This is a genomic window from Xanthomonas sp. NCPPB 1067 (genome assembly GCF_020783795.1).
Lineage (GTDB): Bacteria > Pseudomonadota > Gammaproteobacteria > Xanthomonadales > Xanthomonadaceae > Xanthomonas > Xanthomonas melonis.
Map to the genome: position 1 here is coordinate 1 of NZ_JAJGQG010000042.1, position 26,374 is coordinate 26,374.

Consider the following 26,374-nt stretch of genomic DNA (forward strand, 5'->3'; position numbering starts at 1 on the left):
CTCCAACACTGCGACCGGTCGGCGTGCCGCACATCGCTCTCCACCCAAACTTTAGAGCAATGCGCAGACACAAGCGGCCCTGGTCGCGAACGCGTGACCGATAGACCCGCCGCCAAGGCACGTTATCGCGATGAAACCGCAATCCGCTCGGGCGCGCTCCGGCAAGAAGCGCGCGTAGCGCATCACTCCTCTGCGGAATGCGCCTTCCAGTAACCCTTGGCGCGGATCCAGTCCTTGTCCACGCCCAGGTGTTCTTCGATGAACTTGCGCATGGCACGCGTGCGCATCGACTCGGCACCGATCCAGTAGAAGGTGTCGCCATCGTGCGGCTCGTAGTCGCGGAGGCTGTCTTCCAGCAAGGTGCTGCTGGCCGCGTCGAAGCCGTTGCGTTCGAGCCAGTACACATCCACGTCGGCGGCGCTCAGCAGTTCCTGGCGTTCGGCTGCATCGGCCACTTCGATGAATACTTCGGCATGCATGTCCGCCGGCATCGCCTCGAGCCATCGGCCGATCGCCGGCAGCGCGGTTTCGTCGCCGATCAGGACGTAGTGGTCGTAGTCGTCGGCCACCAGGAACGAGCCGCGCGGGCCGCCGATGCACAGCGCATCGCCTGGCTGCGCTTGCGCGGCCCAACTGGTCGCCACGCCATCGCCGTGCAGCACGAAGTCGATGCTCAGCTCGCCACTTTGCGGGTCGAACAGGCGCGGGGTGTAGTCGCGGCTGGCCGAGGGGAGCGCGCCCTCGGCATAACGCGGTCCTTCCGGCGTCATCGTCGGCAACACAAAGGCGCCATCGGCATTGGGGAAGAACAGTTTGACGTGATCGTCCGGCGCCTCGCTCTGGAAGCCGGCCAACGCGCTGCCGCCGAACACGACGCGACGCATCTGCGGCGTGATCGATTCGCAGCGCACCACCTGCACGGTACGCAGGCGCGGGTCGCGGCGGAGTTGGGTGTTGGTATGTGCAGCCATGAAGTGGGAGTCCTGTGGGTACCGTTTGGCGATACGGCTGTTCGCGATACGGCGTGGGGAGTGGAGTGATGAAACACGATGAAGGTCGAAATCGATGGCGTCACAGGCGCAGCAGCCAAGGCAGTGCCTATCCTTCTCCCCTCGGGAGAAGCTGCCGCGCAGCGGCGGATGAGGGTGCGCGCGAAGCCTCATGTGGTTGCAACGATGCAGATGCGTCGCTTGCTACGTTCACTCCAGTGCGTTGTTGCTCGCTGCGCGAGCGCTTGCGGCAATCGCCTCGAACCACAGCGCGTCTGGCGCGCGTTCCATGTCAGGAGGCCCACAGCCGCCGACCGCGTCCCGGGCCCGCGCAGGCTGGAAAGACACAGGCGGCAAACACACGCGCTCACGCATCGTCTTGCTCCATGCCGTCGGCGGCGGCGTTGAGCAGGGCGGCGATGCGTGCGGTTTCGGCATCACTCCATTGCCCGTGCCGTGAAAACAGGCCGCGCTTGATGCGGTGGATCGCGTCGCGGATCGGGGCGGGGGTTTGCGCCTTGATCAACTCGCGCGCACGCCGCTGGCTGCGTGCGTGCGCGGCATCCAGCGCATCGCGTTGCTCGCCGGCGTAGCGCAGCCCTGCGTCGCTGATCCGATAACGCTTGCGGCCTTGCTGGGCTTCGGCCTGCACCAGCCCATCCGATTCCAGTTGCGCCAACACCGGATAGATCGCGCCGGCGCTGGGCGTGTACAGCCCTTTGAAGAGCGCGGCGATCTGCCGCATCAGTTCGTAGCCATGGCGCGGATGCTGTTCGATCAGTGCCAGTACCAGCAGGCGCAGATCGCCATGTTCCAGTGGCCGGGCACGGGGATCGCTGCGCCCTGATGAAAGGCGTGGGAGTGCATCCAGTTCGGCAAGGCTGCGATGGGCGGAGGGCATTATCTTCGATATATCGAATCCGGGTGAAACGATATATCGAAGTTGCCGCATCCGCAAATGCGTTGGGTCTGCCAGCACCCAGCCGTCTCCCCGGATTCCGATGTTGCATCGCGTCTAGACAGGGCTGATTGCCGTAATTACGATGTAATTACTTAGACATTACGGGTTCGCCAAGTGAGGCAGCGCGCATGAGTCCACAGTGGGACACTCAGGCCGAGAGTCGACGCCAGCGCCTGCAGCGCGCCGCCGCGCTCGCACCGCACGGGCGGGTGGTGGCCGCCGAGGACGTGGTCGCGTTGCTGGAGGCGGTGATCGAGCCGGGCGACCGCGTGTGTCTGGAAGGCAACAACCAGAAGCAGGCCGATTTCCTGGCGCGCTGTCTTACCGAAGTGGATCCGGCGCGCGTGCACGACCTGCACATGGTGCAATCGGTGCTGTCGCTGGCCGCGCATCTGGATGTGTTCGAACGCGGCATCGCCAAGCGGCTGGATTTTTCGTTCTCCGGCCCGCAGGCCGCGCGCCTGGCCGGGCTGGTGAGCGAAGGCCGCATCGAGATCGGTGCCATCCACACCTATCTGGAGCTGTTTGGGCGCTACTTCATCGACCTGACCCCGCGCATCGCGCTGGTCACCGCGCAGGCGGCCGACCGCCACGGCAATCTCTACACGGGCCCCAATACCGAAGACACCCCGGTGATCGTGGAGGCCACCGCGTTCAAGGGCGGCATCGTCATCGCGCAGGTCAACCAGATCGTCGAGACCCTGCCGCGCGTGGATATCCCGGCCGACTGGGTGGACTTCGTCACCCAGGCGCCCAAGCCCTCCTACATCGAACCACTGTTCACCCGCGACCCGGCGCAGATCTCCGAGATCCAGGTGCTAATGGCAATGATGGCCATCAAGGGCATCTACGCCGAATACGGCGTTCAGCGGCTCAACCATGGCATCGGCTTCGACACCGCTGCGATTGAACTGCTGCTGCCCACCTACGCCGAATCGCTGGGGCTGAAGGGCAGGATCTGCCGGCACTGGGCGCTCAATCCGCATCCGGCGCTGATCCCGGCGATCGAATCGGGCTTCGTGGAATCGGTGCATTCGTTCGGCTCGGAATTGGGCATGGAGGCCTACATCGCCGCGCGCCCAGATGTGTTCTTCGCCGGTGCCGACGGCAGCATGCGTTCCAACCGCGCGCTGTCGCAGACGGCCGGCCTGTATGCCTGCGACATGTTCATCGGCTCCACCCTGCAGATCGATCTGCAGGGCAACAGCTCCACCGCCACGCGCGACCGCATTGCCGGTTTCGGTGGTGCGCCCAACATGGGATCGGATGCGCGCGGCCGCCGGCATGCCAGCGATGCCTGGCTCAAGGCCGGGCGCGAAGCCGCACGGCCGGGCGAGATGCCGCGCGGGCGCAAGCTGGTGGTACAGATGGTGGAAACTTTCCGTGAGCACATGGCGCCTGCGTTCGTCGACAGGCTCGACGCCTGGGAGCTGGCCGAGCGGGCCAACCTGCCGTTGCCGCCGGTGATGATCTACGGCGACGACGTCAGCCATGTGCTGACCGAAGAAGGCATCGCCAACCTGCTGTTGTGCCGTACACCGGAAGAGCGCGAACAGGCCATCCGTGGCGTGTCCGGTTACACCGCCGTCGGCCTGGGCCGCGACAAACGCGCGGTCGAAAACCTGCGCGATCGCGGCGTCATCAAACGGCCGGAAGACCTGGGCATCCGTCCGCGCGATGCCACCCGTGACCTGCTCGCCGCGCGTACGGTCAAGGATCTGGTGCGCTGGTCCGGCGGCTTGTACGACCCCCCGAAACGTTTTCGCAACTGGTAAGGGCACGGCATGGAAACCCTTCGTTATCGTTTCGACGGCCAGCGCAGTGCGCGCACGGGTCTGGAGCATGCGCTGGTGGGCGTGGTCGCCTCTGGCAACCTGGAAGTGCTGGTCGAGCGCGTGCCGCTCGATGGCGCGATGGAGATCGAGATCCTCACCGCCGCGCGTGGTTTCGGCGCGATCTGGCAGGCGGTACTGGACGATTTTGCCGCGCGCCATCCGCTGCGCGATGTACGCATCAGCATCAACGACGTCGGCGCCACCCCGGCGGTCGTGCGCCTACGCCTGGACCAGGCGCTGGACGTGTTGCAAGGAGCGGACGCATGAGCCACCCCGCATCTCCCGTAGCAACCCTCCCGCGCGCGATGGGCCTTCGCGTCGATGCCCGAATCGCGCCCAGGTGCGTTTCTGCGCATGCCATCCGGAGCCGCGCATGAGCACCACCATCCCCATGGCCGAACGCAGCTACTACGAAGCCGATGCTCGCGAGCGTCTCGATGGGTTGCTGGATGCCGGCAGCTTCCGCGAATTCGTCGGCCCGCGCCGTCGCCTGATCAGTCCGCACCTGGCGCAACTGGAGACCCCCGGCGCCTTCGATGACGGCATCGTCGTCGGTGAAGGCACATTGCATGGGCGCAAGATCCTGATCGCCGCGCAGCAGGGCACCTTCATGGGCGGCGGCGTCGGCGAGGTGCACGGCGCCAAGCTCACCGGCCTGCTGGAACGTGCCGCCGCCACCCGGCCCGATGCGGTACTGCTGCTGCTCGATACCGGCGGCGTGCGTCTGCATGAAGCCAACGCCGGCCTGATCGCCATCTCCGAGGTGATGCGCGCCACCTTGAATGCGCGCGGCGCCGGCATCCCGGTCCTGGCGCTGATCGGCAGCGGCAACGGCGCCTTCGGCGGCATGGGCATCGTGGCGCGCTGCTGCAGCGCGGTGATCATGTCCGAAGAGGGCCGCCTGTCGCTGTCCGGCCCGGACGTGATCGAGACCGTGCGTGGTGTGGAGGAATTCGATGCCCGTGACCGCGCGCTGGTATGGCGCGTCACCGGTGGCAAGCATCGCTACCTGCTCGGCGAGGCGCAGACCCTGGTGGCCGATCGCATCGCCGCGTTCGCCGAGGCCGCAGCCGGCACGTTGGACACGCTCGTCGAACCGACCGGCGATGCCGCACTGCAATCGCTGGAACGCGCGCATCAACAATTGTCTGCGCGCATCGAGGCCTACGGCGATTGCCGCGACGGGCTGGAGATCTGGAACCGTCAGGGTATCGCCGATGCGCAGCGGCTGCCGCTGCTGGACACCGACGCCTTTCTTGCCGCCACCGCGGACCGGAGCCTGCCATGGAACTGAGCCAGTTGCTTGACCAGCTGTTTCCGCTCGGTCACGCCATCGCGCGCAACCATGACGTGCTCAGCGGTAGCGCCACCACCGCCGCAGGCGAGGTCACGGTGATCGGCACCGCCAATCAGTTGGAAGTGGGTGTGGACCATGCGCTGGCGCTGGCCGCCAGCGTGCTGGCCAGCACCCGCGCCGCTCCACAGCAGCCGATCGTGATGCTGGTCGACACTGCCGGGCAGCGGCTCGCGCGGCGCGACGAGCTGCTCGGCATCAACGGCTATTTCGCGCACCTGGCGCGCGCACTGGAGCTGGCGCGTCAGCGCGGCGCACGCCTGGTCACCCTGGTCTATGGCGAAGCGGTCAGCGGCGGATTCCTGTCCTACGGCCTGATGGCCGATCGCATCCATGCCTTGCCGAGTGCGCAGGTGCGCGTGATGGACCTGCGCGCGATGGCGCGGGTGACCAAGCAATCGGTGGAGACCTTGCAGGCGCTGAGCCAGCACTCGCCGGTGTTCGCGCCGGGTGTGGAGAACTATGTGCGCATGGGCGCGGTGGACGCGCTGTGGGAGGGCGATCTGGCGCAAGCGCTGCTCGATGCCCTGGCCGCACCTGCCGAAGGCGACCGCCGTCGCCTGCGTGGCGCGCAACGCGGTGGCCGCACCCTGGCATACGATGTCGCTGCCGCCGTGGCCGCAGGCGAGGCCTGACATGATCGGCCGCCACGCATTGGTGTGGTTGCGTCCTGCCGCGCAGTGGCAGGCGCTGACGCCGGGCGCGCAGCCACGGTTGCAGCAATGGTTCGCCGCCGGCCTGCCGGCGGTGGTGGCGCGACGCGACGGCAGCGAGGCGCCAGGCGTGCTGCAATTGGGTGTGCCGCTGCCGCCTGGCGAAGCCAAACAGCGCCTGGCACTGACCGCTCGTGTTTGCGAGCTTGCACGCTGCACCGCACCGCTCGCATTGGAGACGGCGGTCGCGCACGCGCCGCAGGCTGCACAACCGGCATTGCAGGCATTGCTCGCGCACTGCCGTGCCCATGCGCTGCACCCACGGGTGTTCGGCAGCTACGCCTGGCAGGCCCTGACCGGCCTGGCCTATGTGCACGCACAATCGGATCTGGATCTGCTGTGGACCGTCGATACCGCCGAGCAGGCGCAGACGGTGGTGGCGCTGCTGCAGCGTTGGGAATGGCGCTACGGGCAGCGCGCCGATGGCGAACTGTTGCTGCCCGACGACATGGCGGTGAACTGGCGCGAATACGCCGGCAGCGCGCAGCAGGTGCTGGTGAAATCCAGCACCAGCTGCCGTCTGCTGCCGCGGGCGAACTTGCTCCCGCTCTGGAGCGCAGCATGACGGTGCTGAAAAATCACGGGCGCCATCCCGGGACCATGGCAGTGCCACGCGCCGCTTTCTTGCAGGGCGACCTGATGCCGCCACCTGCGCCGACGCGGTGCCTGGCCGCGGCCCCCTCGTCCGAGCCGACGGTTGCGGTTGCGCGCAGCGCAGCTCCCCGTCGTGCCGTCCCCGATCGTGGTCAGCGCGAAGCACCGGCTTCAGCGGCAGTCGCCAGACAACCTGCGCGCCAGGGACGGCCAGTGCAGGCCGTCCAGTCGCGCGCGGCTGAGCGCCATCGCGGCGCTCATATCGCGATGCAGTGCATGCCGCCCCTGGGTCAGTCGTGCGCCAGCCCACTGGCTTATCGGCTCGGTCGTCTCGCCGTTGCCGCGCTGCATGCGGAGCTGGCCTGCGCTCCCAAGCCCGGCCTGGTCACGCCGTTCGACAGCGGCAGCCATACCGATATGGATGCGGCCATGTTTCTGCGCAGCCTGTTCGCGTTGCGCGGCTACTTCGTCGCCATTGCACAGGCTGGCATCGAGGATGCGCGGTTTGCGCGGCTGCGCGATCTGGGCATCGCCGCCGAAGCGGCCATGCAACGCGCCACCGGCGGCGTCAATACCCACCGCGGTGCCATTTTCAGTCTTGGCCTGCTGACCGCGCAGGCTGCACGCCTGCATGCCGCATCCGATCGGCCGGCCGATGCCGACGCTGTCTGCAAGGGCGTGCAGGTCTGGCGGCAGGCCTTGCTCGCCGCACCGCTGGATCCGCACAGCAATGGCCAGCGCATGCGTGCGCTGCACAAGGTGGCCGGTGTGCGCGAGCAGGCCGCGATGGGTTATCCGGTATTGCGCGAGGTGGCGCTGCCGACCCTGCGCGCCACCCTGCAGGCCGGCGGCACGCAGCAGGCCGCGCTCAGCCAGACCTTGATGCAGTTGATCGCATGCGTGGACGATCTCAACCTGTTGCATCGGGGCGGCGCCGATGGGCTCGCCTACGCCAAGGCTCAGGCGCTGCGTTTTCTTGCCGATGGCGGCACTGCGCAACCGAACTGGCACCAACGGCTGAGCGCGATCGGCGCAGGCTTCGTCGAACGCCGGCTCAGCCCCGGCGGCAGCGCCGATCTGCTGGCCTGCGCATGGTTCCTGCACGGTCAGCAGCGTCTATGAGCAACCACACGTCTCCACCGGCCGTCGCACGAACTGCCACCCTTCTCCCGTTAACGGGAGAAGGTGCCCGAAGGGCGGATGAGGGCAGCACCGCAGCTGCCGTGGCATCGGCCGAAGACACGAGCGCCTGCAGCTTCGCCGCCCCGCTCACCGTCGCACGAATCGCCATCCTTCTCCCGTCCACGGGAGAAGGTGCCCGAAGGGCGGATGAGGGCAGCTCTAGCAGTCATCATCAAATCAACCGTAGCCAGGCGAGCGCATGAGCCTGGCCATCCTCTGCCCAGGCCAAGGTGGCCAGCACCCGGACATGTTCGCGCGGCTCACCGAGGTGCCCGCTGCGGCTGCCGTGCTCGCACATGCCGAAGAAGTGCTCGGCGCAGCACCGCAGACGCTGGCCGCCGATCCGGGCCGTTACGCCAACGCCGTCGCCCAGCCACTGGTCTGCGCCGGCATCCTTGCGCAGTGGCAACTGCTGCGCGACCAGTTGCCGACACCGCTGATGGCGCTGGGCTACAGCGTCGGCGAACTCGCCGCGCATGCGGTGGCCGGCAGCATCGACATCGCCACCTGCCTGCGGCTGGCAGCCACCCGCGCTCGCCTGATGGACGACGCCAGCCCCGAGCACGCGGGCCTGATGGCGGTACTCGGCCTGCCGCTCGCCACGCTCCACCGCCTGTGCGACACCCACGGCGCTGCATTGGCCATCGTCAACGGCGACGACCACGCCGTACTGGGAGGCCCGCGCGCGGCCTTGCAGGCGCTAGGCGACGACGCACAGGCGCGTGGCGCACGCAGCAGCCTGCTGCCGGTCAGTGTGCCGGCGCACACGCCGTGGTTGCGCGCCGCAGCCGATGCCTTCGCGATCGAGCTGAGCAAGACGACGCTGCGCACGCCAGCGCTGCGTGTGCTCGCCGGTATCGATGCGCGTGCGATCACCGCGCCGGCGCAACTCATCGACAGCCTGTCCGCGCAGATCGCGCAGACCGTGCGCTGGCACGACGTGCTGGCGCAATCCGCCGAGCGCGGTGCGCGCGTCTATCTCGAACTCGGCCCCGGCAGTGCATTGGCGCGCATGGCGCGCGAAACGGTGCCGGGCTGCGAGGCGCGCGCGGTGGACGAGTTCCATAGCACCCGAGGGGTGGTGGAGTGGGTGACCGCCGCGTGCGAACGCGCGGCATGACGATCGCGCAGGTGGTAGGCAGGGCGTGACCCTTGGATGGCGGGTGGCCATCCGTGCTGTACGCGAATCAGGTGTCTGGGAGGGCGCATGACCCCGCAAATTGCAACGATTCTTGGCTTGGTCGTCATGTTCATCGTGGCCACCGCCTTGCCCATCAACATGGGCGCGGTCGCCTTCGCGCTGGCGTTCATCGTCGGCGGCCTATGGGTAGGGCTGGACGGCAAGGAGGTGCTGGCCGGTTTTCCGGGCGATCTGTTCCTGACCCTGGTCGGCATCACCTACCTGTTCGCCATCGCGCAGAAGAACGGCACCATCGACCTGCTGGTGCACTGGGCGGTACGCGCGGTACGCGGGCGCATCGTCGCCATTCCGTGGGTGATGTTCGTCATCACTGGCCTGCTCACCGCGTTCGGTGCGCTGGGGCCGGCGGCGGTGGCCATCATCGGCCCGGTCGCGCTGCGCTTTGCCAAGCAGTACCGCATCAATCCCCTGATGATGGGCCTGCTGGTGATCCATGGCGCGCAGGGCGGCGGGTTTTCGCCGATCAGCGTGTATGGCGGCATCACCAACAAGGTGGTGGAAAAGGCCGGGCTGGATGTCACCGAGATGGCGGTATTCCTCACCAGCCTGGGCTTCAACCTGATGATGGCCATCCTGTGCTTCTGCGTCTTCGGCGGGCTCAAGCTGATGCGCCGGCACGAACTCTCGCTGGCCGATGCGCAGTACGTGCCGGTCACCGGCGATCAGGCCTCGCAACGTCGCTTCGCCATCGAAGGCCATGGCGCGCTGGTCGCTGCCGGTGGTGGCACCTTGTCCACCGACCCGCTGGCGCTGGAGTCGGTGGCGATCACCCGCGATCGCGTGATCACCCTGATCGGCTTGCTCGGCCTGGGCGTGGCCGCGCTGGTCTACAACCTCAACGTCGGCCTGGTGTCGATCACCGTCGCCGTCGCGCTGGCCTTGATTTCGCCCAATGCGCAGAAGGGCGCGGTGGATGGCATCAGCTGGTCCACCGTACTGCTGATCAGCGGCGTGGTGACCTACGTGGCGGTGCTGGAAAAAGCCGGCGCAGTGGATTACATCGGCACCGGCGTCTCGCATATCGGCATGCCGCTGCTGGGCGCGTTGCTGGTCTGCTACGTGGGCGGCATCGTGTCCGCGTTCGCGTCCTCGGCGGCCGTGCTCGGCGCCACCATCCCGCTGGCGGTGCCGTTCCTGATGCAGGGCCAGCTCGGCGCGGCCGGGGTGATCTGCGCGCTGGCGGTGTCGTCCACCATCGTGGATGTCAGCCCGTTTTCCACCAACGGCGCGCTGGTGGTGGCCTCGGCGGCCAAGGAGGAGCGTGACGGCCTGTTCCGGCGCTTTCTGGTCTATAGCGGGCTGGTGGTCGCGTTGGGACCGCTGGCGGCATGGCTGCTGTTCGTGGTGCCGGGTTGGTTGTGACATCGGCGGCATCGGGCGAGGCCCGGGGGCGCCCCGGTAGAATAGGCGCTCCCGCTCCGATGCCGACGACCTGCCCCCATGACCCTCGCTCCTGATTCGCGCAGCGCCAAGAAGCGCGTACCGCTGTACGAGGAAGTGGCCGAGCGTCTGCGTCAGAAGATCTACGACTACGTCCTGCCGCCGGGCGAATGGATCGACGAACCCGCGCTGGCCGAAGAGCTCGGCATCAGCCGCACTCCCTTGCGCGAGAGCCTCAAGCTGCTCGCCGCCGAAGGTCTGGTACAGATCGATGCCGGCCGCGGCAGCCGGGTCACCCGGCTGACGCTGGAAGACCTCAACCAGCTGTTTCCGGTGATGGCGATGCTGGAAGGCCGCTGCGCGCACGATGCGGTCAAGCGCATCGATACGGCCGGTGTGCAGCGCCTGGAAGAGTTGCATGCGGCGATGGAGGCCTCGGCCGCCTCCGGCGATCTGGCCGAGTACTACCGCAACAATTACCTCATCCACGAAACGGTGCAGCACTACGCCGGCAATCCGTGGCTGATCCGCGTCACCCACGACCTGCACCGCATCCTCAAGATGCATCGCGGACGACAATTGCTGACCCCGGGGCGGATGGCGCAATCGCTGGCCGAGCACCGGCAATTGATGGAGTGCGTACGGCGCGGCGATGCCGAAGGTGCCGAGCGCACCATGCACGGGCATCTGCTGAGCCAGGGCCAGGCGTTGGCAGCCTATGTGGCGGCCGGTGGCATGTTGAACGTGCCGGCACCGTTGCCGCGCTCGGGTGGGGTGTAGTGGATTTGGCGTTGGTGTCCTGGGATGTTCTGCGGAGGGCGTTGCAGGGCTGCAGTGGGCAAGGATCCTGAGTTGGGGATTTGGGGAAGGGGCTTGAAGCAAGGGCAAAAGCTTCCGCGCCTGGCGGCGCGGGTGACTTTTGTCTTGGCAAAAGTCACCAAAACCGCTGTCGCCCGACGCGAGCCGGCGCAATACAGCCGCGCCGGTCCCCTGTGCTCCTCGCCACGCGCGGCACGGTGCCCAAACTCGCTGCGCTCAAACAAGGGCGCCTCTTCGGCCACGCGTGACTGCGGTGCTCGGCTCGCTTTAAGGCGACGGGGTGAAGCAAGATCAACGGCAACGGCAACGGCAACGGCAACGGCAACAGCAACAGCAACGGCAACAGCAACAGCAACGGCAACAGCAACGGCAACAGCAACAGCAACAGCAACAGCAACAGCAACAGCAAGCCAATCTCTGCACCGGCAACGATCAGCCTGGGCTCAGGGAACCATCAGCATGCGAAGTTATCGCCGCCGGTACTCCATCCTTCTCCCACCTGTGGGAGAAGGTGCCCGAAGGGCGGATGAGGGCCGCGCCTGGTGCTAGCGCATGCCCAGCGCAAGCAGGTCTTCCACACGCTCGATCAGCTGCGTCCCTGCCAACCCGGCAAACGCCTCCGGATGCGCATAGCCCCACGCAACCGCAGCGAACGGCAGCCCCAGCACCTGGGCCGCTTCCCAGTCGGCGACCTGATCTCCCACATACACGGCCTGTGCTGGCAGATGCGCAGTGGCTCGCAATACACGCCGCAGGGCGCGCTGTTTGCCCAGCAGGTGCGCGCCACCCTCGATGACGGCGAATTTCGCGCTCAGCGCTGCGCCCAGTGCGCGCTGCACGTTCTCCACCGAATTGGACGACACCAGCGCCAGCCGCGTGCCGCGCGCATGCAGTGCGCCGAGCACGTCCGCGATGCCGGGAAACAATGCCGCCGGCGGCGCTGCACGCATCAGCCGAATGAAATCGGCCGCTACCAGCGGAATCCGCCATGCCGGCAGACCCGAGCGTTTGAGCAGTGCGCGCGTACTCAACCTGCGCGCGGCATCCACGTCATGCGCTTCTGCCGCGCGGAACCCGTGCCGCTCGGCCAGTTCGCGCTGTGCGCTCAGGAAGAAGCCGAACGAATCGGCCAGGGTGCCGTCGAAATCGAAAATGATCAGTGCAGGCATGGCAACGCGCGGCGCAGGGCGCCATAGCCTACCAACCCATCCCGCAGCTCCCACGCGCACACGTCCCCACGTGCACGCGCAGGCGATGCAAGGCTAGGCTTCGGCGAAATGCGCCACGATCGGTGCGTCGCCGTGGGCGCTCTGCTCGATCACCTTGCGCTGCATCGCGCCCAGGTAGGCGTCCAGCTCCTCGGTGGACGCGAACACATCGCTCAGCGGCACGGCCTTCACCATGTCGAAGACCTTGCGGATCTGCGGCTGCGGGTGCGTCACCAGCACCTTGCCGTGGCGCGAGGCCAGCGCCTTGCGCGCCTTGAAGATGCTGCGGATACCGGCGCTGGAGATGTATTCCAGTGCGGCCAGGTCCAGCACCAGGGTGGTGATGCGGGTACCCAGCAACGGCGACAGCGCCGCGTCCAGGTCCTGGTAGGTGTGGGTGTCCAGCCGCCCGGTCAGGATGACGCGTTGACGGGTGTCTTGCGGCGGATCGATCTGGATCGCGAGCGTGGTCATGGCAGGGCCTCGGGGACAGGGGCGTACGGGTGTAGCAGGGTGATGCGCACGATGTTGTATGCACCATCGCGGCGGTAGTCGATGTGATCGGCGAACTGGTGCACCAGGAACAGCCCCAGCCCGCCGATCGCGCGATCGTCGAGCTCGCTGGCCAGGTCGGGCATGGGCGCGGTGCAGGGGTCGAAGGCGCTGCCCGGATCGTGCATTTCCAGCACCAGCGCCTGCGGGTCCAGCTGCAGTTTCAGGCGCAGCGGCTGCTCCACGCACTGGCCATGGGTAAGCGCGTTGCAGCCGAGCTCTTCCACGATCAGCCGCACCTGGCCGATGCGTTCGGCGTGCAGCCCTTCGCGCGTCAGCGAGTCTTCCAGCGCGTCGTTGGCGCCGGCCAGCTGGGCCAGCGATGGCGCAATGGCCAGATCGAACTTCATGTACTGGTCGCCTTTCCGGGACGGTCCCGGCCAGCCTCTTCCGCCTGCCCAGCATGCTCCTGCCGCAGCCGGATCGCCAGCAGCGTGATGTCGTCGTAGGGCTCGGCCTGGCCGGTGAAGCGCGCGATGTCGGCGATCACCGCCTTGCACTGCGCCGCCGCACTGCGGCGCGGGTGCAGCGTGGCCAGCAGGCGCTCCAGCCCGTAGCTGGCGCCGTGCTCGTCCATCGCCTCGGTCACCCCGTCTGTGTAACCCAGCAGCGTCTGCCCGGCGCTCATGCGGCCCTGCAACACCGGAAAGGTCGTCTGCGGCTCGATGCCCAGCGGCGCGCCGGTGTCCAGGGGCAGCGGCTGTGCGCGGCCATCGGTGTCGATCAGCAGCGGCGGCTCATGCCCGGCGCTGGCCAGCCAGTAATCGCCGCTGACCACGTTGATCAAGCCGCACAGCACGGTGGCGAACATGCAGGTGTCGTTGTTGTCGGCCAGGCGGGTGGAAGCGGCGATCAGGATCCCGTCCGGGCGCGTGTGCCGGCGCGCGGCGATCTCCAGCACGCTCACCGCGCGCGCCATGAACAGGGCCGCCGGTACGCCCTTGTCGGACACGTCGCCCACCACGAACCACAGCAGGCCGGGCTCGGTTTCGAAGAAGTGGTAGAAGTCGCCGCCCACCGCCTTGGCCGGCTCCAGCCAGGCACAGGTTTCCAGGTGCGAACTGGCGCGATCGAAGGTGCGTCCGGAGGGCAGCATCGCCTGCTGGATCTCGCGCGCGATCTGCAGCTCGCTGTGCATGCGCTCGCGCGCGGCGGTCATCTCGCCGATCTGCGCGATGTGGTGGCGGATCGCATCGCGTGCGCTGTCGAAGGCGCGCGCCATCACGCCCACTTCGTCGGCGCGTTCGATATGCCGCAGCGGGTACTCGAATTCGCCGCGCCGGAAATGCTCGGCGGTGTCGGTCAGTTCTTCGATCGGCCGCGTCAGCGTGCGCGTGATCCGCCGCATCAAGCCCCACCACACTGCGGCCCCCAGCACCGCGGCCGCGGCCACCCACGCCGCCAGCCAGTTCAGGCCCGACAGCACGTAGGCTTCCGAGGCGGACAGCACGAAGGTCCAGCCGCTGTGCCCCACCGCCGCGCTATGGGTGAGGAAGCGCTCGCCGCCGGGCGCGGTGTGCGAGAACGAGATCGGCTGGCCCGCCGCCACCGCGCGTTGCAACGGCCGCAGATCGGGCCGCGAGCGCGCCACGTAGCTGTCCAGCGTGTGATGCAGGTTGAGCGCCGGGTCCGGGCTGAACACCAGCCGCCCTTCCGGCGACAGCAGCATCGGCTGGATCCCGATATCGCGCGGCAGCTGCTCGATGATCTCGCGCAGGTGTTGCAGCGGCAGATCCACGCTCACCATGCCCACCGGCGCCGCGTCCGGCGCATCGCCGGGCCGCCGCAGCGGCAGGTTGTAGCTGGTGTACAACGTGTTGCCGCCGTTGCTGTTGAGGTACGGCTCGGACCACCACGCCCGGCCCTCGCGCAGGGTGCGCTGGTACCACGGCATCGCGCGGTAGTCGTAGCCCACTTCCAGCGCCGACTTCTCCACCATGCGCGTGCCGTCGCGATACACATTCCACACGAAGCCGGTATCGCCGGCCTTCTGCGTGCGCGGTTCGATCATCAGACGTGCCGAACCGATATCCGGGTCGCCGTTGAGCGTGGCCAGCAACAGGGCGCGCAGATTGAAGGGTTGCAGCCCCACCGCACCACTGCTGGCGGCCAGCGTGCGGCCGCTGACCTGCACCGAATCCAGCATCGCCGCCAGGCTGCGCGCGGTCTGCTCGGTCAGCCCGTCCACTTCGGTGCGGGCGGCCTCCACCAACTCCGCGCGTGCGCCCAGGTAGAACACCGTGCCCAGGACGGCGAGCAGCACCACCAGCACGGCGGTGGCGGCCAGCAGCACGCGCATGCGCAGGCTGTGGCGCCAGTGCACGCGTGGAGTGACCGGCACCGGCACTGCAGGAACTTGCGGACTGCTGGCGATGGCGCGCTCTCCCTGCGGCAACGTTGCCGATCATGGCAGTTTTACGCGTGTCCACAAGCGCCGGTAACAGGCTCATCCTCACCTGTCCGTCATTGACCCTCCAAGCGCAAGCGGACTAGATTGACGCCCCAACTGCCACGGAGGCCGGCCTTGCGCCAGATTCTGACCCCAAGCCTGCTGGCCCTATTGCTCACGGCCTGTAGCGCCCCGGAGACCAGCATGACCCAGACCACATCCCCTGCAACCGAAGCCGCTGCCGAAGCCGACGTGGACGCCGGCGGTCGCGGCCTGGCCAAGGTGAACCCGAGCCCGCGCAAGGCCTTCGAGGTCACACTGACGCTGAACAACGCCCCGGGCGCTTTCGGCCTGGTGCAGGCGGCCGCGCAATACGATGTCAGCAACGAGCAGGAATGCGGCAAGATCCAGCCGGAAACCGGCACCGGCGCGCGCATCACCAGCCAGGAAGCGGTCGCGCTGAAGAAGGTCTCTGACACCGAGTACCGCGGCACCGTCTATCTGGACCTGATGCAGGACGAGGATTACTACGGCCGCGGCGTCTGCCATTGGGAATTCAGCGGCGCCAGCGTCATGCTCAAGGCCACCGGCACGGACGAGGAAACGCGCTTCCTGTCGTTCATCGATGCCAAGGCGGTGACGGCGCAGCAGGCGCTGACCAAGTACTACTGGAACAAGGGCTACCCACGTTCCGAAGCCAAGGGCTTCCCCGATACCGGCGAACCCAGCCCGGAGCAGTTCAAGCCCGAGATCCGCGATGAGCTGTTCACCATCACCCTGGCCTCCAAGGAAGTTGCGCCATGAGCATCCCTTCTCCGCATTACGCTGGACTGTCCGAGGACGTGTACAAGGACCGCGCGGTCGGTCGGCGCGCTCCGGGGCACGAGGAAATCGTCACCATCGAAGGGCAGCGCTATGCGGTGCTCGATCACGTCAACAACAAGTCCAACGGCTACCAGGGCACGATCTACCGGCGCGAAGCAAGTGGCGAGATCGTGGTGGCGCACCGCGGCACCGAGGGTGCGGTCAACGATATCCTCACCGATGCCCGCATGGTCACCTCGCGGACCAATCCGCAGGCGGCCGATGCGCTGGCACTCACCAAACAGGCGATGGACATCGCCAAGGACGTTGGCAACCGAACCGGCCATCAGCCGCAGGTCACCGTCACCGGCCACTCCCTCGGCGGCGCCCTGGCGCAGGTATCGGCGCACCACTACGACCTCAAGGGCGAAACCTTCAACGCCTATGGTGCGGCCAGCCTGAGCTACCGGATCCCGGAAGGCGGCAACAGCGTGGTCAATCACGTGATGGCATCGGACCCGGTCAGCGCGGCGTCGCCGCACTTCGGGCAGGTGCGCATGTACGCCAAGCCCGACGAGATCGCCACCCTGAGCGGTGCCGGCTACAGCAACAGCAAGGCCAACTTCCTGATTCCCGATTCCCCGCTGGTGGCGGCCGGCGGCTCGCTGGGCGCGCACAAGCTGGGCAACTTCCTCGGCGAGCATTCGGCGCTCAAGGATCCCAATGCGCGCCCGCTGGTCGAGCAGAACCAGCGCATGATCGACGAATACCGCAGCGACATCGATGGGCTGCGCACCGGCACCACCATCCTCACCCGCAGCGCGCGGGGGTGGGGTCAGGACGCCGTCGACGCCATCCGCGGCCCGCTCGCCCCGGGCGAGCCGGCCAGGCGTGAAGCGCGCGAGCAGGGCAACGACCACACCTCGCTGCGCATCGATCAGCCCGGCCACGTCGGCAATTCCCTGTTCCAGGATGCGCAGCGCGGCGTGCATGCACAGGACGCCCGCGCCGGGCGTACGCCCGACCAGCACAGCGCGCAGCTGGCGGGCAGCCTGGCATCGGAAATGCACGCAGCCGGCGGCCAGCGCATCGACGCGGTGATGATGAGCCCGGATGCTGCGCGGACCTTCGCCGTGCAGGGCAGGGTGGACGACCCCGCGCAGTTGCGCGTGAGCGTGGACACCATGGCCGCGATCAACGTCCCACTGGAGCAGAGCAGCCAGCGCGTGGCCGACAACGCCGCACGCCAAGCGGTGGCACTGGAGCAGCAGCAAACCCAGACCCAGCAACAGCAGCAGGGCGCACGCGCGCTGGGCTGAGCGCGCTCATGCATGCGTGGCGTTGGGCAGCCGACAAAACGGCTGCGCAGCCGTCAGGTGGGCGCAGCCATTGTCCGGAATCGGCATGGACCAAGGGTTCACTGCAGTGCCGGGCGCGCCAGCCGCACCATCTGACGGCCGCTCGCTACGCGCTGGGAGTCGCGCTTGATGCGGTGACTGCGCCCGACCCGCAGGCCTGACGCGGCGACGCGTCGATCCGCCAATTGCCGCCATCGCGTGGTGCACAGGAAAAACGCCGGCTTGCCCGGCGTTTTTCGTTTCAGTCGCTGCCGATCCACGGACGCGAGCGTGTCGAGTGCGCAGAGCGGGCAGGGCAGCAGGACGGCGGGCGGTCTTCACCCGTCGGGCTGCTGCGGTCGAGCTGGAATCGCAGCTTGCCGCGCAGCGCCGGTGACGGTGATCGAGCCAGGGGTGTCGTTCCAGAATCAGCTATCAGCCACAGCCACAGCCACAGCCGCAGTCACAGCCGCAGTCACAGCCGCAGCCGCAGTCACGCAGCCGCAGTCACAGCGCAGCCGCTGCGCGCGGTGAGCGGTGAGCGGCGTGCGTACGGCGAGGGTGTGCGCTTCCAGCAACGCGCCCCGGTGCTGGGAGGCCCACAGCACGTCGCCGCACCGCATCGCATCGAGCCCAGGTCTGCCTGTGCTGCCATAACAGTCGACCACGCCTGCCACCTCAGCGACCGATCGCCAGTGACAGACCCGCTGCGCACTATCGCGCCGGTTTTCTGTTGCACCCGCACAACAACGCGCTGGCGAAAATATCGCCAGTTTGCTGGCGCAAGGTGTTTGCCGCCGCGAGATATGCCGCAACCACGCAGCAGCTATAGCGAGCGCGACCGCATTGCGCCGCTGTGCTGCAATCGCCACCGTTTCGCGGCGTGTCTGGCCGCTGCGGGCGGCGCCGTATCGCCACAGGCATGCGGCGAATTCAGGGGGATCAGGCAGGGCGCCATGTGGCGCGACATCCATCGATCAAGGGAGAGGGTTCATGCACGTTTTTCGCAAGGGGTACCACCGTTTGTTGCTGGTGCTATTGCTGGGTGGCCTCAGCGCCGGCGCCGGTGCGCAGGGCATCGCCAAGGGCGCTGATGTCAGCTGGCTCAACCAGCAGGCCGCGGCCAACCCGCCGCAGGTGTTTCGCGATGCGGCCGGCAACACCACCGACTTCATCAAGCTGTTCAAGGATGTGGGCGGCAACGCCATTCGCCTGCGCGTGTGGGTCAACCCGTCCGGCGGCTGGAACGATGGCCGCGACACCCTGGACAAGGCCAAGCGCGCCGCCGCGCAGGGCATGCGCATCATGATCGACTTCCACTACAGCGACAGCTGGGCCGACCCCGGCAAGCAGACCAAGCCGGCCGCCTGGGCGGGCCACTCCGTCGCCCAGCTCAATACCGATGTCTACAGCCACACCCAGGGCATCCTCAAATACCTCAAGGACAACGGCATCACCGTCAGCTGGGTGCAGGTGGGCAACGAGATCAACAGCGGCATGCTGTGGAACGAGGGCAAGACGCCCAACTTCGCCACGCTGGGCCAGTTCATCAACAGCGGCTACAACGCCACCAAGGCGGTGTACCCCAACGCCAAGGTCATCGTGCACCTGGCCAACGGCTACGACAACGCCAACTTCCGCTGGTTCTTCGACAACCTGCGCTCGGCCGGCGGCAAGTGGGACGTCATCGGCATGTCGCATTACCCGCCGGTCGGCAGCTGGCAGGACTACAACAACCGCCTGGACACCAACATGCGCGACATGATCTCCCGCTACGGCAGCGACGTGATCGTGGCCGAGGTCGGCATGGACTGGCAGCAGGCCGCCACCACCCGCGCCATGCTCACCAACCTGCTCAGCCGCAGCAGCGCCATCGGATCGCGTGTGCTCGGCATCTTCTACTGGGAGCCCAACGCCTACCCCGGCTGGCAGGGCTACACCATGGGCGCGGTCAACAACAACGGCCAGCTCACCGAAGCGCTGCAGGCGTTCTGAGCGGCAACCACACCGCAACCCGCAGCAGGCGCGCACCCGGGCGCGACGAGCCTTATCGATCAGGTCTCATCGCGCCCAGGTGCTTCCCTCAGATGGCGCTGCCCACCACCATCGCCGCAGGCCCGAGGTCCCGCCACGCCATCCACCGCACGAACGGACCGCATCGCCCACACCCGCCGTAGGCACGCACCGGGCGCGACGCCGCGCATCACCGCCTCACCCAGCGCACGACACCATTCCATTCCATACGCCACCGTAGCGAGGATTGGCAAGAGGTGGCTGCGGTACACTTGGGGGTTCACGAATTCACGATGTCGACACACCCGCGGGGTGTGTCCCCCCCGGGAGCGCTAATGAACTGGTTGAACGAAGTGCTGCACAACGATCCGAACCCGCTCGAGACGCAGGAGTGGCTCGAATCGATCAAGGCCGTCATCGACGTCGAAGGCCCTGAGCGCGCCCATCAGCTGCTGGAAGGCATGGTCGAGCAGACCCGCCGGGCGGGCGCCTACCTGCCGTTCTCGCCCACCACCGAGTACGTCAACACCATTTCCCCGGCCAACGAGGCCAAGAACCCCGGCGATTCGGCGCTGGAGTGGAAGATCCGCTCGATCATCCGCTGGAACGCCATGGCCACCGTCGTGCGCGCCAACCGCAAGCCGGGCGACCTGGGCGGCCACATCGCCTCGTTCGCGTCCAGCGCCACGCTGTACGACGTGGGCTTCAACCACTTCTGGCGCGCGCCCTCGGACAACCATCCGGGCGACCTGCTGTTCATCCAGGGCCACAGCGCCCCGGGCATCTACGCCCGCGCCTTCCTCGAAGGCCGCATCAGCGAAGCGCAGCTGGACAACTTCCGCATGGAAGTGGACGGCCAGGGCATCTCCTCCTACCCGCACCCGTGGCTGATGCCCGAGTTCTGGCAGACCCCCACCGTGTCGATGGGCCTGGGCCCGCTGGCCGCCATCTACCAGGCGCAATTCATGCGCTACCTGGAAAACCGCGGCCTGATCGAGAAGTCCGACCGCAAGGTGTGGTGCTTCATCGGCGACGGCGAATCGGATGAGCCCGAAACCCTCGGCGCCATCGCGCTGGCCGGCCGCGAAGGCCTGGACAACCTCATCTTCGTGGTCAACTGCAACCTGCAGCGCCTGGACGGCCCGGTGCGCGGCAACGGCAAGATCATCCAGGAACTGGAAGGCGTGTTCCGTGGCGGCGGCTGGAACGTCATCAAGCTGCTGTGGGGCGGCTACTGGGACGCGCTGCTGGCCAAGGACACCAACGGTGTGCTGACCAAGCTGATGATGGAAACCGTCGACGGCGAATACCAGAACTGCAAGGCCTTCGGCGGCGCCTATACCCGCGAGAATTTCTTCGGCAAGTACCCCGAGACCGCGGCCATGGTCGCCGGCCTGTCCGACGACGACATCTGGCGCCTGAACCGTGGCGGCCACGACCCGCACAAGGTCTACGCCGCCTACCACCAGGCCGTGAACACCACCGGCATGCCCACCGTGATCCTGGCCAAGACGGTCAAGGGCTACGGCATGGGCTCGGCCGGTGAGGCGCTCAACCCCACCCACCAGACCAAGAAGCTGGACGATGCGGCGGTCAAGCACTTCCGCGACCGCTTCAACATCCCGGTGACCGACGCCCAGCTGGAAGACGGCCAGGTGCCGTTCTATCACCCCGGCGAAGACTCCCCGGAAGTGCAGTACCTCAAGGAGCGCCGCGGCGCCCTGGGTGGCTTCCTCCCGCAGCGCCGTCCCAAGGCCAGCAAGTCCTTCGTCGCGCCCACGCTCGACAAGTTCGAGCGCCTGCTCAAGGACAGCGGCGAGCGCAGCTATTCCACCACCATGTCGTTCGTGCAGAGCCTCAACATCGCCCTGCGCGACAAGGAACTGGGCCCGCGCATCGTGCCGATCGTGGCCGATGAAGCGCGCACCTTCGGCATGGAAGGCATGTTCCGCCAGATCGGCATCTATGCCCCGTTCGGCCAGAAGTACAAGCCGGTCGATGCCGACCAGCTGATGTACTACCGCGAAGACCAGACCGGCCAGGTGCTGCAACAGGGCATCAGCGAGCCGGGCGCGATTGCGTCCTGGATGGCCGCCGGCACCAGCTACTCGGTGTCGGATGTGCCGATGCTGCCGTTCTACATCTACTACTCCATGTTCGGCTTCCAGCGCGTGGGCGACATCGCCTGGCAGGCAGCGGACATGCGCACGCGTGGCTTCCTGCTCGGCGGCACCGCCGGCCGCACAACGCTCAACGGCGAAGGCCTGCAGCACGAAGACGGCTTCAGCCAGGTCATCGCCGGCTCCATCCCGAACGTGCGTAGCTACGACCCGACCTTCGGCTTCGAAGTCACCGTCATCATGCAGCACGGCATGAAGGCGATGATGGAAGACCAGGTGGACGAGTACTACTACATCACCCTGATGAACGAGAACTACGCCCACCCCGGCATGCCGGAAGGCGCAGCCGAAGGCATCATCAAGGGCATGTACCTGCTCAAGGACGCCGGCAAGCCCAAGAAGGGCGAGCTGCGCGTGCAGCTGCTGGGCAGCGGCACCATCCTGCGCGAAGCCATTGCCGCGGCCGAGCTGCTGGACAAGGACTTTGGCGTCACCGCCGACATCTGGTCCTGCCCCAGCCTCAACGAAGTGCGCCGCGACGGCTACGCCGTGGAACGCTGGAACCGCCTGCACCCGGAGGCCGAACAGCGCAAGCCCTACGTCACCCAACTGCTGGAAGGCCGCCAGGGCCCGGCCATCGCCGCAACCGACTACGTGCGCGCCTTCGCCGACCAGATCCGCGCCTTCGTCCCGATGACCTACACCGTGCTCGGCACGGATGGGTTCGGTCGCTCGGACACGCGTGCGAATCTGCGCCGGTTCTTCGAGGTCGACCGCTACTACATCGCGCACGCGGCAATTGCCGCGCTGGCGAAGGATGGCAAGATGACCGGTAAGGATGTGGCCCGGGCGATCAAGCAGTACAAGATTGATCCTGAGAAGGCGAATCCGGTTGGGGTTTAAATGAACAACGGGCAGCTATGTGGCTGTCCGTTTCTTTATATTTTCCCGGTATTCGGTAAGTGCACGCAGGGGGATTTGTACTATGGGACGGAAGAAGTCACCACAATTTGACAAAGAGCTTACAAGTAAAGTTTCGAAGCTGCGTGCGGATAGCAAAGGTCCATATTCTGTTTGTTTCTTTAATAACAAGGGCGGAGTTGGAAAGACAAGTCTTGTCGCTAATTTAGGTGCGCAGCTGGCTCTTAATTGCGGCGCAAAAGTACTGATTGTTGATGCGGATCCACAGTGCAATCTTACCCAGTATGTGCTTACTGATGATGAATTCATAGATGCTTATTCCGACGACTCAAATATCGAGAGTATCTATAGCATCATTCATCCACTGTCTATCGGTCGCGGTTATTCCCATAATCTTCCGGTAAAAAAAACGCAGAATTTTGGTTTTGATGTCGTTCTCGGGGACCCGAGACTTGCGCTAAAAGAGGATCTTTTAGCTCAGGATTGGCGAGACGCACGTTCAGGAGGTACTCGTGGACTTAGGACGACATTCGTTTTTTCCGACCTTATAAAGAAAGCCGAAGATTACGACTTCGTTTTTTTTGATATGGGGCCATCACTCGGTGCGATCAATCGTTCCGTCCTTTTGGCGGCAAATTTCTTCATTGTCCCGATGTCCATCGACATATTTTCTCTGTGGGCAATCAAGAATATAAGTGAGGCTCTAAAGATATGGGGGAGGGATCTTTCGAATGGTTTAAAACTCGCCGAGGATCCAAAAGAGTTGGAGGCCTTCTCCCACGAATCGAGGCTTAAGTTTCTCGGCTATGTTACGCAGCAGCATAAGGAGAGGACGGAAAAAGGTAGTGCCAGAATTGTTGAAGCCTACAGCGCAATCAACGAAAAAATACCAGGTGAAGTACAAAATCATCTGTCAGATTTAATGCTTCCCCGAAATAAAATTTCTGCGCATCTTGGTGACATTAAGCACTTAGCGAGCCTTGCGCCGAAGTCACAGACCTTGCACTCTCCGATGATCAATGTGTCTGCAAGTGGAAGTTATACGAGTATGCGCAAGCAAGCTCGCGAGATATATACTGCGATCTCAAACAACTTTCTAGATAGTATCCTCCGCGGCTGAGATTTTTTGTGACTAACTTCAACGCCGATTTAATAAACGATATTGCGCAGAGAAGAGTTGTAATTTTTCTTGGTGCTGGTGTATCGGCTAGTGCCAAGACAAGATCTGGAAATAGCATCAAAGCCTGGAATGATTTTCTTGTTCATGCTGCTTCAAAAATCGAGGACGAGAATGTCAAGAAAATGGCACAAAAGCTTGTTGAGGATAAGGACTACTTGCTAGCTTGCGAGGTGATACGGCGAAAGCTTGATGCTGACTGGACCACAGTCGTTGCTGAGGAATTTAGTCAAGTTGCTTCCCCCTCTTCATTGCACGAGGCAATAATAAATTTAGATCAACGAATAATCCTTACTACAAATTTTGATAAGCTAATTGAGACTGCTTGGGGGGAGGTTAACAAGGAAAGTACACATTATCCACGTGTAATTTCTAAGGTCGATTCATCTGCTTTTAGGATGCTTCGTGACTCCGGCGATTACATCGTAAAGCTGCATGGAACAGTGGATGATCCATCCTCTTTTATTTTCACTAAGTCTGAATATATAGAGCGGGCCTTCGGAAGTTGGGTTTACACGGATTTCGTTTCATCTCTATTAGCGACGCACACTCTACTATTCATAGGCTTCTCGATGGCTGATCCGGCTGTGACTCTCTTGGTTGAGAGGCACGCCAGTAGGTTTCCAGATGCGCGCCCTCATTATATAATTCAGGCGGGGCCAGTGTCGGAAGAGATAATTCAAATCAATAAAGAGCTCAGGCGCTTGTTTGTCATAACGTATGACGGTTCAAATAATCATGAGCAACTTCCTGAGCTTATTCGTGAGCTTGTTGAAAAATCGCAGTTAAGGAGGCGAGAGATAGTCGCAGAGCAAGCGCCTATTTCTATTGAAAGCAGCGCAGCAGACTCCGAAAGCTCCGAAAGCTCCCAATAACGGAAATCGGGGCTAAGGGGGACGGAGGTAATTAAGCGAACCGGTCGTACAAGCCCGCGCGGCGATGTCTGATAGCGGGCCTGTGTCGCTGCCGCCAGGCTGAGATCTTCTTCTTGAGCAGGAGGCCCGGCCATGCCGCGTCAGCCGCGTCTGGAACTGCCCGGCGTTCCGATGCATGTTGTCCAGCGAGGCGTGAACCGGTGCGCGATCTTCTTGGACGATGAGGATCGGCACCACTATTGCCTGCTGTTACGCATGGCCTGCGAGCGCTTTGCTGTGCGGGTGCATGCATTTGTGCTGATGGACAACCATGTGCACCTACTGGTCTCGGCGGATAAGGCGGGCGCGGTGTCTTCGGCGATGCGGCTCAGCGGCCAATCGTATGTGCAGGCCTTCAACGTCAGGTACCGGCGCAGCGGAAGCCTGTGGCAGGGGCGGTTCAAGTCCTGCTTGGTGCAGACCGAACGGTATGTGCTTACGGCCTTGCGCTACATTGAACTCAATCCGGTACGTGCCCGCTTGGTGGCATTGCCAACCGAGTACCTGGTCAAGCGTGCACACGCATCTGGGGCGTGCGAAGAGCCGACTCATGAGAATAATGGGGTCAGGTTCACTTATCAGTCGACGGCGCTTGGTTTACGTGGCCGATGAGCGGGCCTGGCACTCGCAACGCGGCTGGTCTTGGCTTCGACCATCGCGCGGAAGGCATCGTGACCAAGGGCTCGCTGCTGCTGTAGATGAAGGCGGATGCTGGTGAGCAGTTCGTCGGGCAGGGCTTCATCGAGCATGGCGCGGTAGGCATTAGATCGCTCAATCGGGTCGTTGCCAAGCGCAAGCCAACAGGGATGTGGCGTCAGCGCGGAGTGCCCGCGCTGACCTAGACTGGGGGGCGCAGGTCCGAGGCCCGTTTGTAGAGCCGGTTGCGTGTAATGCCCAACTCCCGCGCGATTACGGCCGCCGGCCGATCGCCAGTCTTAAGCAACCGCATTGCTTCTCGCTTGAACTCTTTTAACTGATCGTTGCCTAGCGCGGCTGGTGTTCCAAGTTGGACAGAATGCGCGTGGTCTCGTCCGAGGAATATCGCGTTCAGTACGAAGGCAATAAATCGCTCCACTGACTTCCTCAGTGCCCAGGGATTAGGTAGGCTGATAACCTTGGCAGTCACTGCCGATCGTCGATTAATGCTGTGCCCGGGCGGTTAACTTCTTAATTGATGGATGCTTGCTGGCAAATCCAGCAATTTCGGAACCACAATTGTTCCATATCTGGAGACATGCCTCTTTACAATTGGTGCCATGTAGCTGTCCGTGCGAAAGATGTCCACGTAAGGCGCATGTATAGCATGTATGGCGTCGACAAAGTCACTTGCTTTAGGCTTTCTGGCATGGAGGCTAAAGGAATTTCGTAGTGAGGATGCAAGGACTTTTACCGATGTCGAGATTCCTGGACAGTACTCCTCAACATCTCGGGTAGTGAAACTAAAGCCGGCCTTGGTATTCAGCTTTTGCACTATCGATATTAAAGATTCTTCTGTTGATCTCTACCAGAGATTATCGTTAATCTCCTCATATATACTTGAAGGATGATCCTCTCGTAATGAGCTATATGCGTCAATCAGTGGATTCATTGCCAGCATCAACTGCTCGGCGGGACCTCGCTGCCAGGTTGTGAACTTGCTCATCGACGAGTGATGGTCCTGAGCCCAGCGCATCATCCAGCGAGGATCGCGAAAGCTAGCCAAGAAAGCTTGCTCTGCGCGGGCCTTACTTCGCCTTCCAGAGATGTAGTCGATTATAATTTGAGCATCCGAATGGCGCATTGCGAACTCGGCCACCACCGCTTTCGCGTCTAATCTGGGGTTTTTAACCCGCTTCTTAGAGGGTGTTTACATAATGGTAATCTATGATCCCAACGTGGAAACAAGGGATCGAGATGGGGCGCCCACCCAAG

22 protein-coding genes and 1 other RNA gene are annotated in these 26,374 nt (G+C 64.6%); 17 read left to right on the forward strand and 6 right to left on the reverse strand.

Features of this window, described 5'->3' with window-relative positions; genetic code table 11:
* Positions 1 to 182: 182 nt before the first annotated feature.
* Both LL962_RS19705 and LL962_RS19710 read right to left on the reverse strand, forming a co-directional pair.
* Positions 183 to 971 carry a siderophore-interacting protein gene (locus tag LL962_RS19705; protein ID WP_228318129.1) on the reverse strand — a complete coding sequence of 263 codons (789 nt, stop codon included), beginning with the start codon at positions 969 to 971 and terminating at the stop codon, positions 183 to 185.
* Between the two features lie 385 nt (positions 972 to 1,356).
* Entirely contained in the window at positions 1,357 to 1,890 is a 534-nt protein-coding gene (locus LL962_RS19710) for a PadR family transcriptional regulator (protein WP_228318130.1), read from the reverse strand.
* Positions 1,891 to 2,078: 188 nt separating this feature from the next.
* On the opposite strand from LL962_RS19710, the gene mdcA reads away from it, so the two are divergent.
* The 9 genes from mdcA (at position 2,079) to LL962_RS19755 (ending at position 10,989) form a co-directional block, all read left to right on the forward strand.
* Complete coding sequence (mdcA, locus tag LL962_RS19715) at positions 2,079 to 3,725, forward strand: malonate decarboxylase subunit alpha (RefSeq protein WP_228318131.1); 1,647 nt, start codon at positions 2,079 to 2,081, stop codon at positions 3,723 to 3,725.
* Positions 3,726 to 3,734: 9 nt separating this feature from the next.
* Positions 3,735 to 4,052, forward strand: coding sequence for a malonate decarboxylase acyl carrier protein (gene mdcC, locus LL962_RS19720; RefSeq protein ID WP_104585965.1), 318 nt, complete (start codon positions 3,735 to 3,737; stop codon positions 4,050 to 4,052).
* Positions 4,053 to 4,176: 124 nt separating this feature from the next.
* Positions 4,177 to 5,079: a biotin-independent malonate decarboxylase subunit beta gene (locus tag LL962_RS19725; RefSeq protein WP_228318143.1), complete on the forward strand. Its 903-nt coding sequence runs from the start codon at positions 4,177 to 4,179 to the stop codon at positions 5,077 to 5,079.
* Complete coding sequence (mdcE, locus tag LL962_RS19730; RefSeq protein ID WP_228318132.1) at positions 5,070 to 5,774, forward strand: biotin-independent malonate decarboxylase subunit gamma; 705 nt, start codon at positions 5,070 to 5,072, stop codon at positions 5,772 to 5,774. The genes LL962_RS19725 and mdcE overlap by 10 nt, the downstream gene beginning before the upstream one ends.
* Position 5,775: 1 nt before the next feature.
* The gene (gene mdcG, locus LL962_RS19735; RefSeq protein WP_228318133.1) at positions 5,776 to 6,417 is read left to right on the forward strand and encodes a malonate decarboxylase holo-[acyl-carrier-protein] synthase; all 642 of its coding nucleotides are present in this window, start codon (positions 5,776 to 5,778) and stop codon (positions 6,415 to 6,417) included.
* 296 nt (positions 6,418 to 6,713) lie between these two features.
* The gene (gene mdcB, locus LL962_RS19740) at positions 6,714 to 7,568 is read left to right on the forward strand and encodes a triphosphoribosyl-dephospho-CoA synthase MdcB (protein ID WP_441004887.1); all 855 of its coding nucleotides are present in this window, start codon (positions 6,714 to 6,716) and stop codon (positions 7,566 to 7,568) included.
* Positions 7,569 to 7,827: 259 nt separating this feature from the next.
* The gene (mdcH, locus tag LL962_RS19745; RefSeq protein ID WP_228318135.1) at positions 7,828 to 8,748 is read left to right on the forward strand and encodes a malonate decarboxylase subunit epsilon; all 921 of its coding nucleotides are present in this window, start codon (positions 7,828 to 7,830) and stop codon (positions 8,746 to 8,748) included.
* An 87-nt stretch (positions 8,749 to 8,835) separates the two neighbouring features.
* Positions 8,836 to 10,191: an SLC13 family permease gene (locus LL962_RS19750; protein WP_228318136.1), complete on the forward strand. Its 1,356-nt coding sequence runs from the start codon at positions 8,836 to 8,838 to the stop codon at positions 10,189 to 10,191.
* 78 nt (positions 10,192 to 10,269) lie between these two features.
* Entirely contained in the window at positions 10,270 to 10,989 is a 720-nt protein-coding gene (locus LL962_RS19755; protein ID WP_104585955.1) for a GntR family transcriptional regulator, read from the forward strand.
* 584 nt (positions 10,990 to 11,573) lie between these two features.
* Here LL962_RS19755 and LL962_RS19760 read toward each other — a convergent pair.
* The 4 genes from LL962_RS19760 to LL962_RS19775 all read right to left on the reverse strand — a co-directional run bounded on the left by LL962_RS19760 (position 11,574) and on the right by LL962_RS19775 (position 15,087).
* Positions 11,574 to 12,197, reverse strand: coding sequence for an HAD hydrolase-like protein (locus LL962_RS19760; RefSeq protein WP_104585953.1), 624 nt, complete (start codon positions 12,195 to 12,197; stop codon positions 11,574 to 11,576).
* Between the two features lie 93 nt (positions 12,198 to 12,290).
* Positions 12,291 to 12,710 carry an STAS domain-containing protein gene (locus LL962_RS19765; protein ID WP_104585951.1) on the reverse strand — a complete coding sequence of 140 codons (420 nt, stop codon included), beginning with the start codon at positions 12,708 to 12,710 and terminating at the stop codon, positions 12,291 to 12,293.
* Positions 12,707 to 13,138 carry an ATP-binding protein gene (locus LL962_RS19770; protein WP_228318137.1) on the reverse strand — a complete coding sequence of 144 codons (432 nt, stop codon included), beginning with the start codon at positions 13,136 to 13,138 and terminating at the stop codon, positions 12,707 to 12,709. Before LL962_RS19770 ends, LL962_RS19765 begins: the two co-directional genes overlap by 4 nt.
* Positions 13,135 to 15,087 carry a SpoIIE family protein phosphatase gene (locus LL962_RS19775; protein WP_228318144.1) on the reverse strand — a complete coding sequence of 651 codons (1,953 nt, stop codon included), beginning with the start codon at positions 15,085 to 15,087 and terminating at the stop codon, positions 13,135 to 13,137. Before LL962_RS19775 ends, LL962_RS19770 begins: the two co-directional genes overlap by 4 nt.
* A 294-nt stretch (positions 15,088 to 15,381) precedes the next feature.
* On the opposite strand from LL962_RS19775, the gene LL962_RS19780 reads away from it, so the two are divergent.
* The 8 genes from LL962_RS19780 to LL962_RS19815 all read left to right on the forward strand — a co-directional run bounded on the left by LL962_RS19780 (position 15,382) and on the right by LL962_RS19815 (position 25,075).
* Positions 15,382 to 15,981: a hypothetical protein gene (locus LL962_RS19780; protein ID WP_167395221.1), complete on the forward strand. Its 600-nt coding sequence runs from the start codon at positions 15,382 to 15,384 to the stop codon at positions 15,979 to 15,981.
* Entirely contained in the window at positions 15,978 to 17,300 is a 1,323-nt protein-coding gene (locus tag LL962_RS19785) for an XVIPCD domain-containing protein (RefSeq protein ID WP_228318138.1), read from the forward strand. Before LL962_RS19780 ends, LL962_RS19785 begins: the two co-directional genes overlap by 4 nt.
* Before the next feature lie 85 nt (positions 17,301 to 17,385).
* Positions 17,386 to 17,461: non-coding RNA, sX9 sRNA (locus LL962_RS19790), on the forward strand.
* Positions 17,462 to 18,311: 850 nt separating this feature from the next.
* Positions 18,312 to 19,313: an arabinogalactan endo-1,4-beta-galactosidase gene (locus tag LL962_RS19795; protein WP_039531138.1), complete on the forward strand. Its 1,002-nt coding sequence runs from the start codon at positions 18,312 to 18,314 to the stop codon at positions 19,311 to 19,313.
* Between the two features lie 353 nt (positions 19,314 to 19,666).
* The gene (gene aceE, locus LL962_RS19800; protein ID WP_228318139.1) at positions 19,667 to 22,354 is read left to right on the forward strand and encodes a pyruvate dehydrogenase (acetyl-transferring), homodimeric type; all 2,688 of its coding nucleotides are present in this window, start codon (positions 19,667 to 19,669) and stop codon (positions 22,352 to 22,354) included.
* A gap of 82 nt (positions 22,355 to 22,436) precedes the next feature.
* Complete coding sequence (locus LL962_RS19805; protein WP_228318140.1) at positions 22,437 to 23,492, forward strand: ParA family protein; 1,056 nt, start codon at positions 22,437 to 22,439, stop codon at positions 23,490 to 23,492.
* Between the two features lie 8 nt (positions 23,493 to 23,500).
* Positions 23,501 to 24,424 carry an SIR2 family protein gene (locus LL962_RS19810; protein WP_228318141.1) on the forward strand — a complete coding sequence of 308 codons (924 nt, stop codon included), beginning with the start codon at positions 23,501 to 23,503 and terminating at the stop codon, positions 24,422 to 24,424.
* Positions 24,425 to 24,556: 132 nt separating this feature from the next.
* On the forward strand, positions 24,557 to 25,075 hold the full coding sequence (locus tag LL962_RS19815; RefSeq protein WP_228318142.1) for a transposase: 519 nt from the start codon (positions 24,557 to 24,559) through the stop codon (positions 25,073 to 25,075).
* Positions 25,076 to 26,374 lie beyond the last annotated feature (1,299 nt).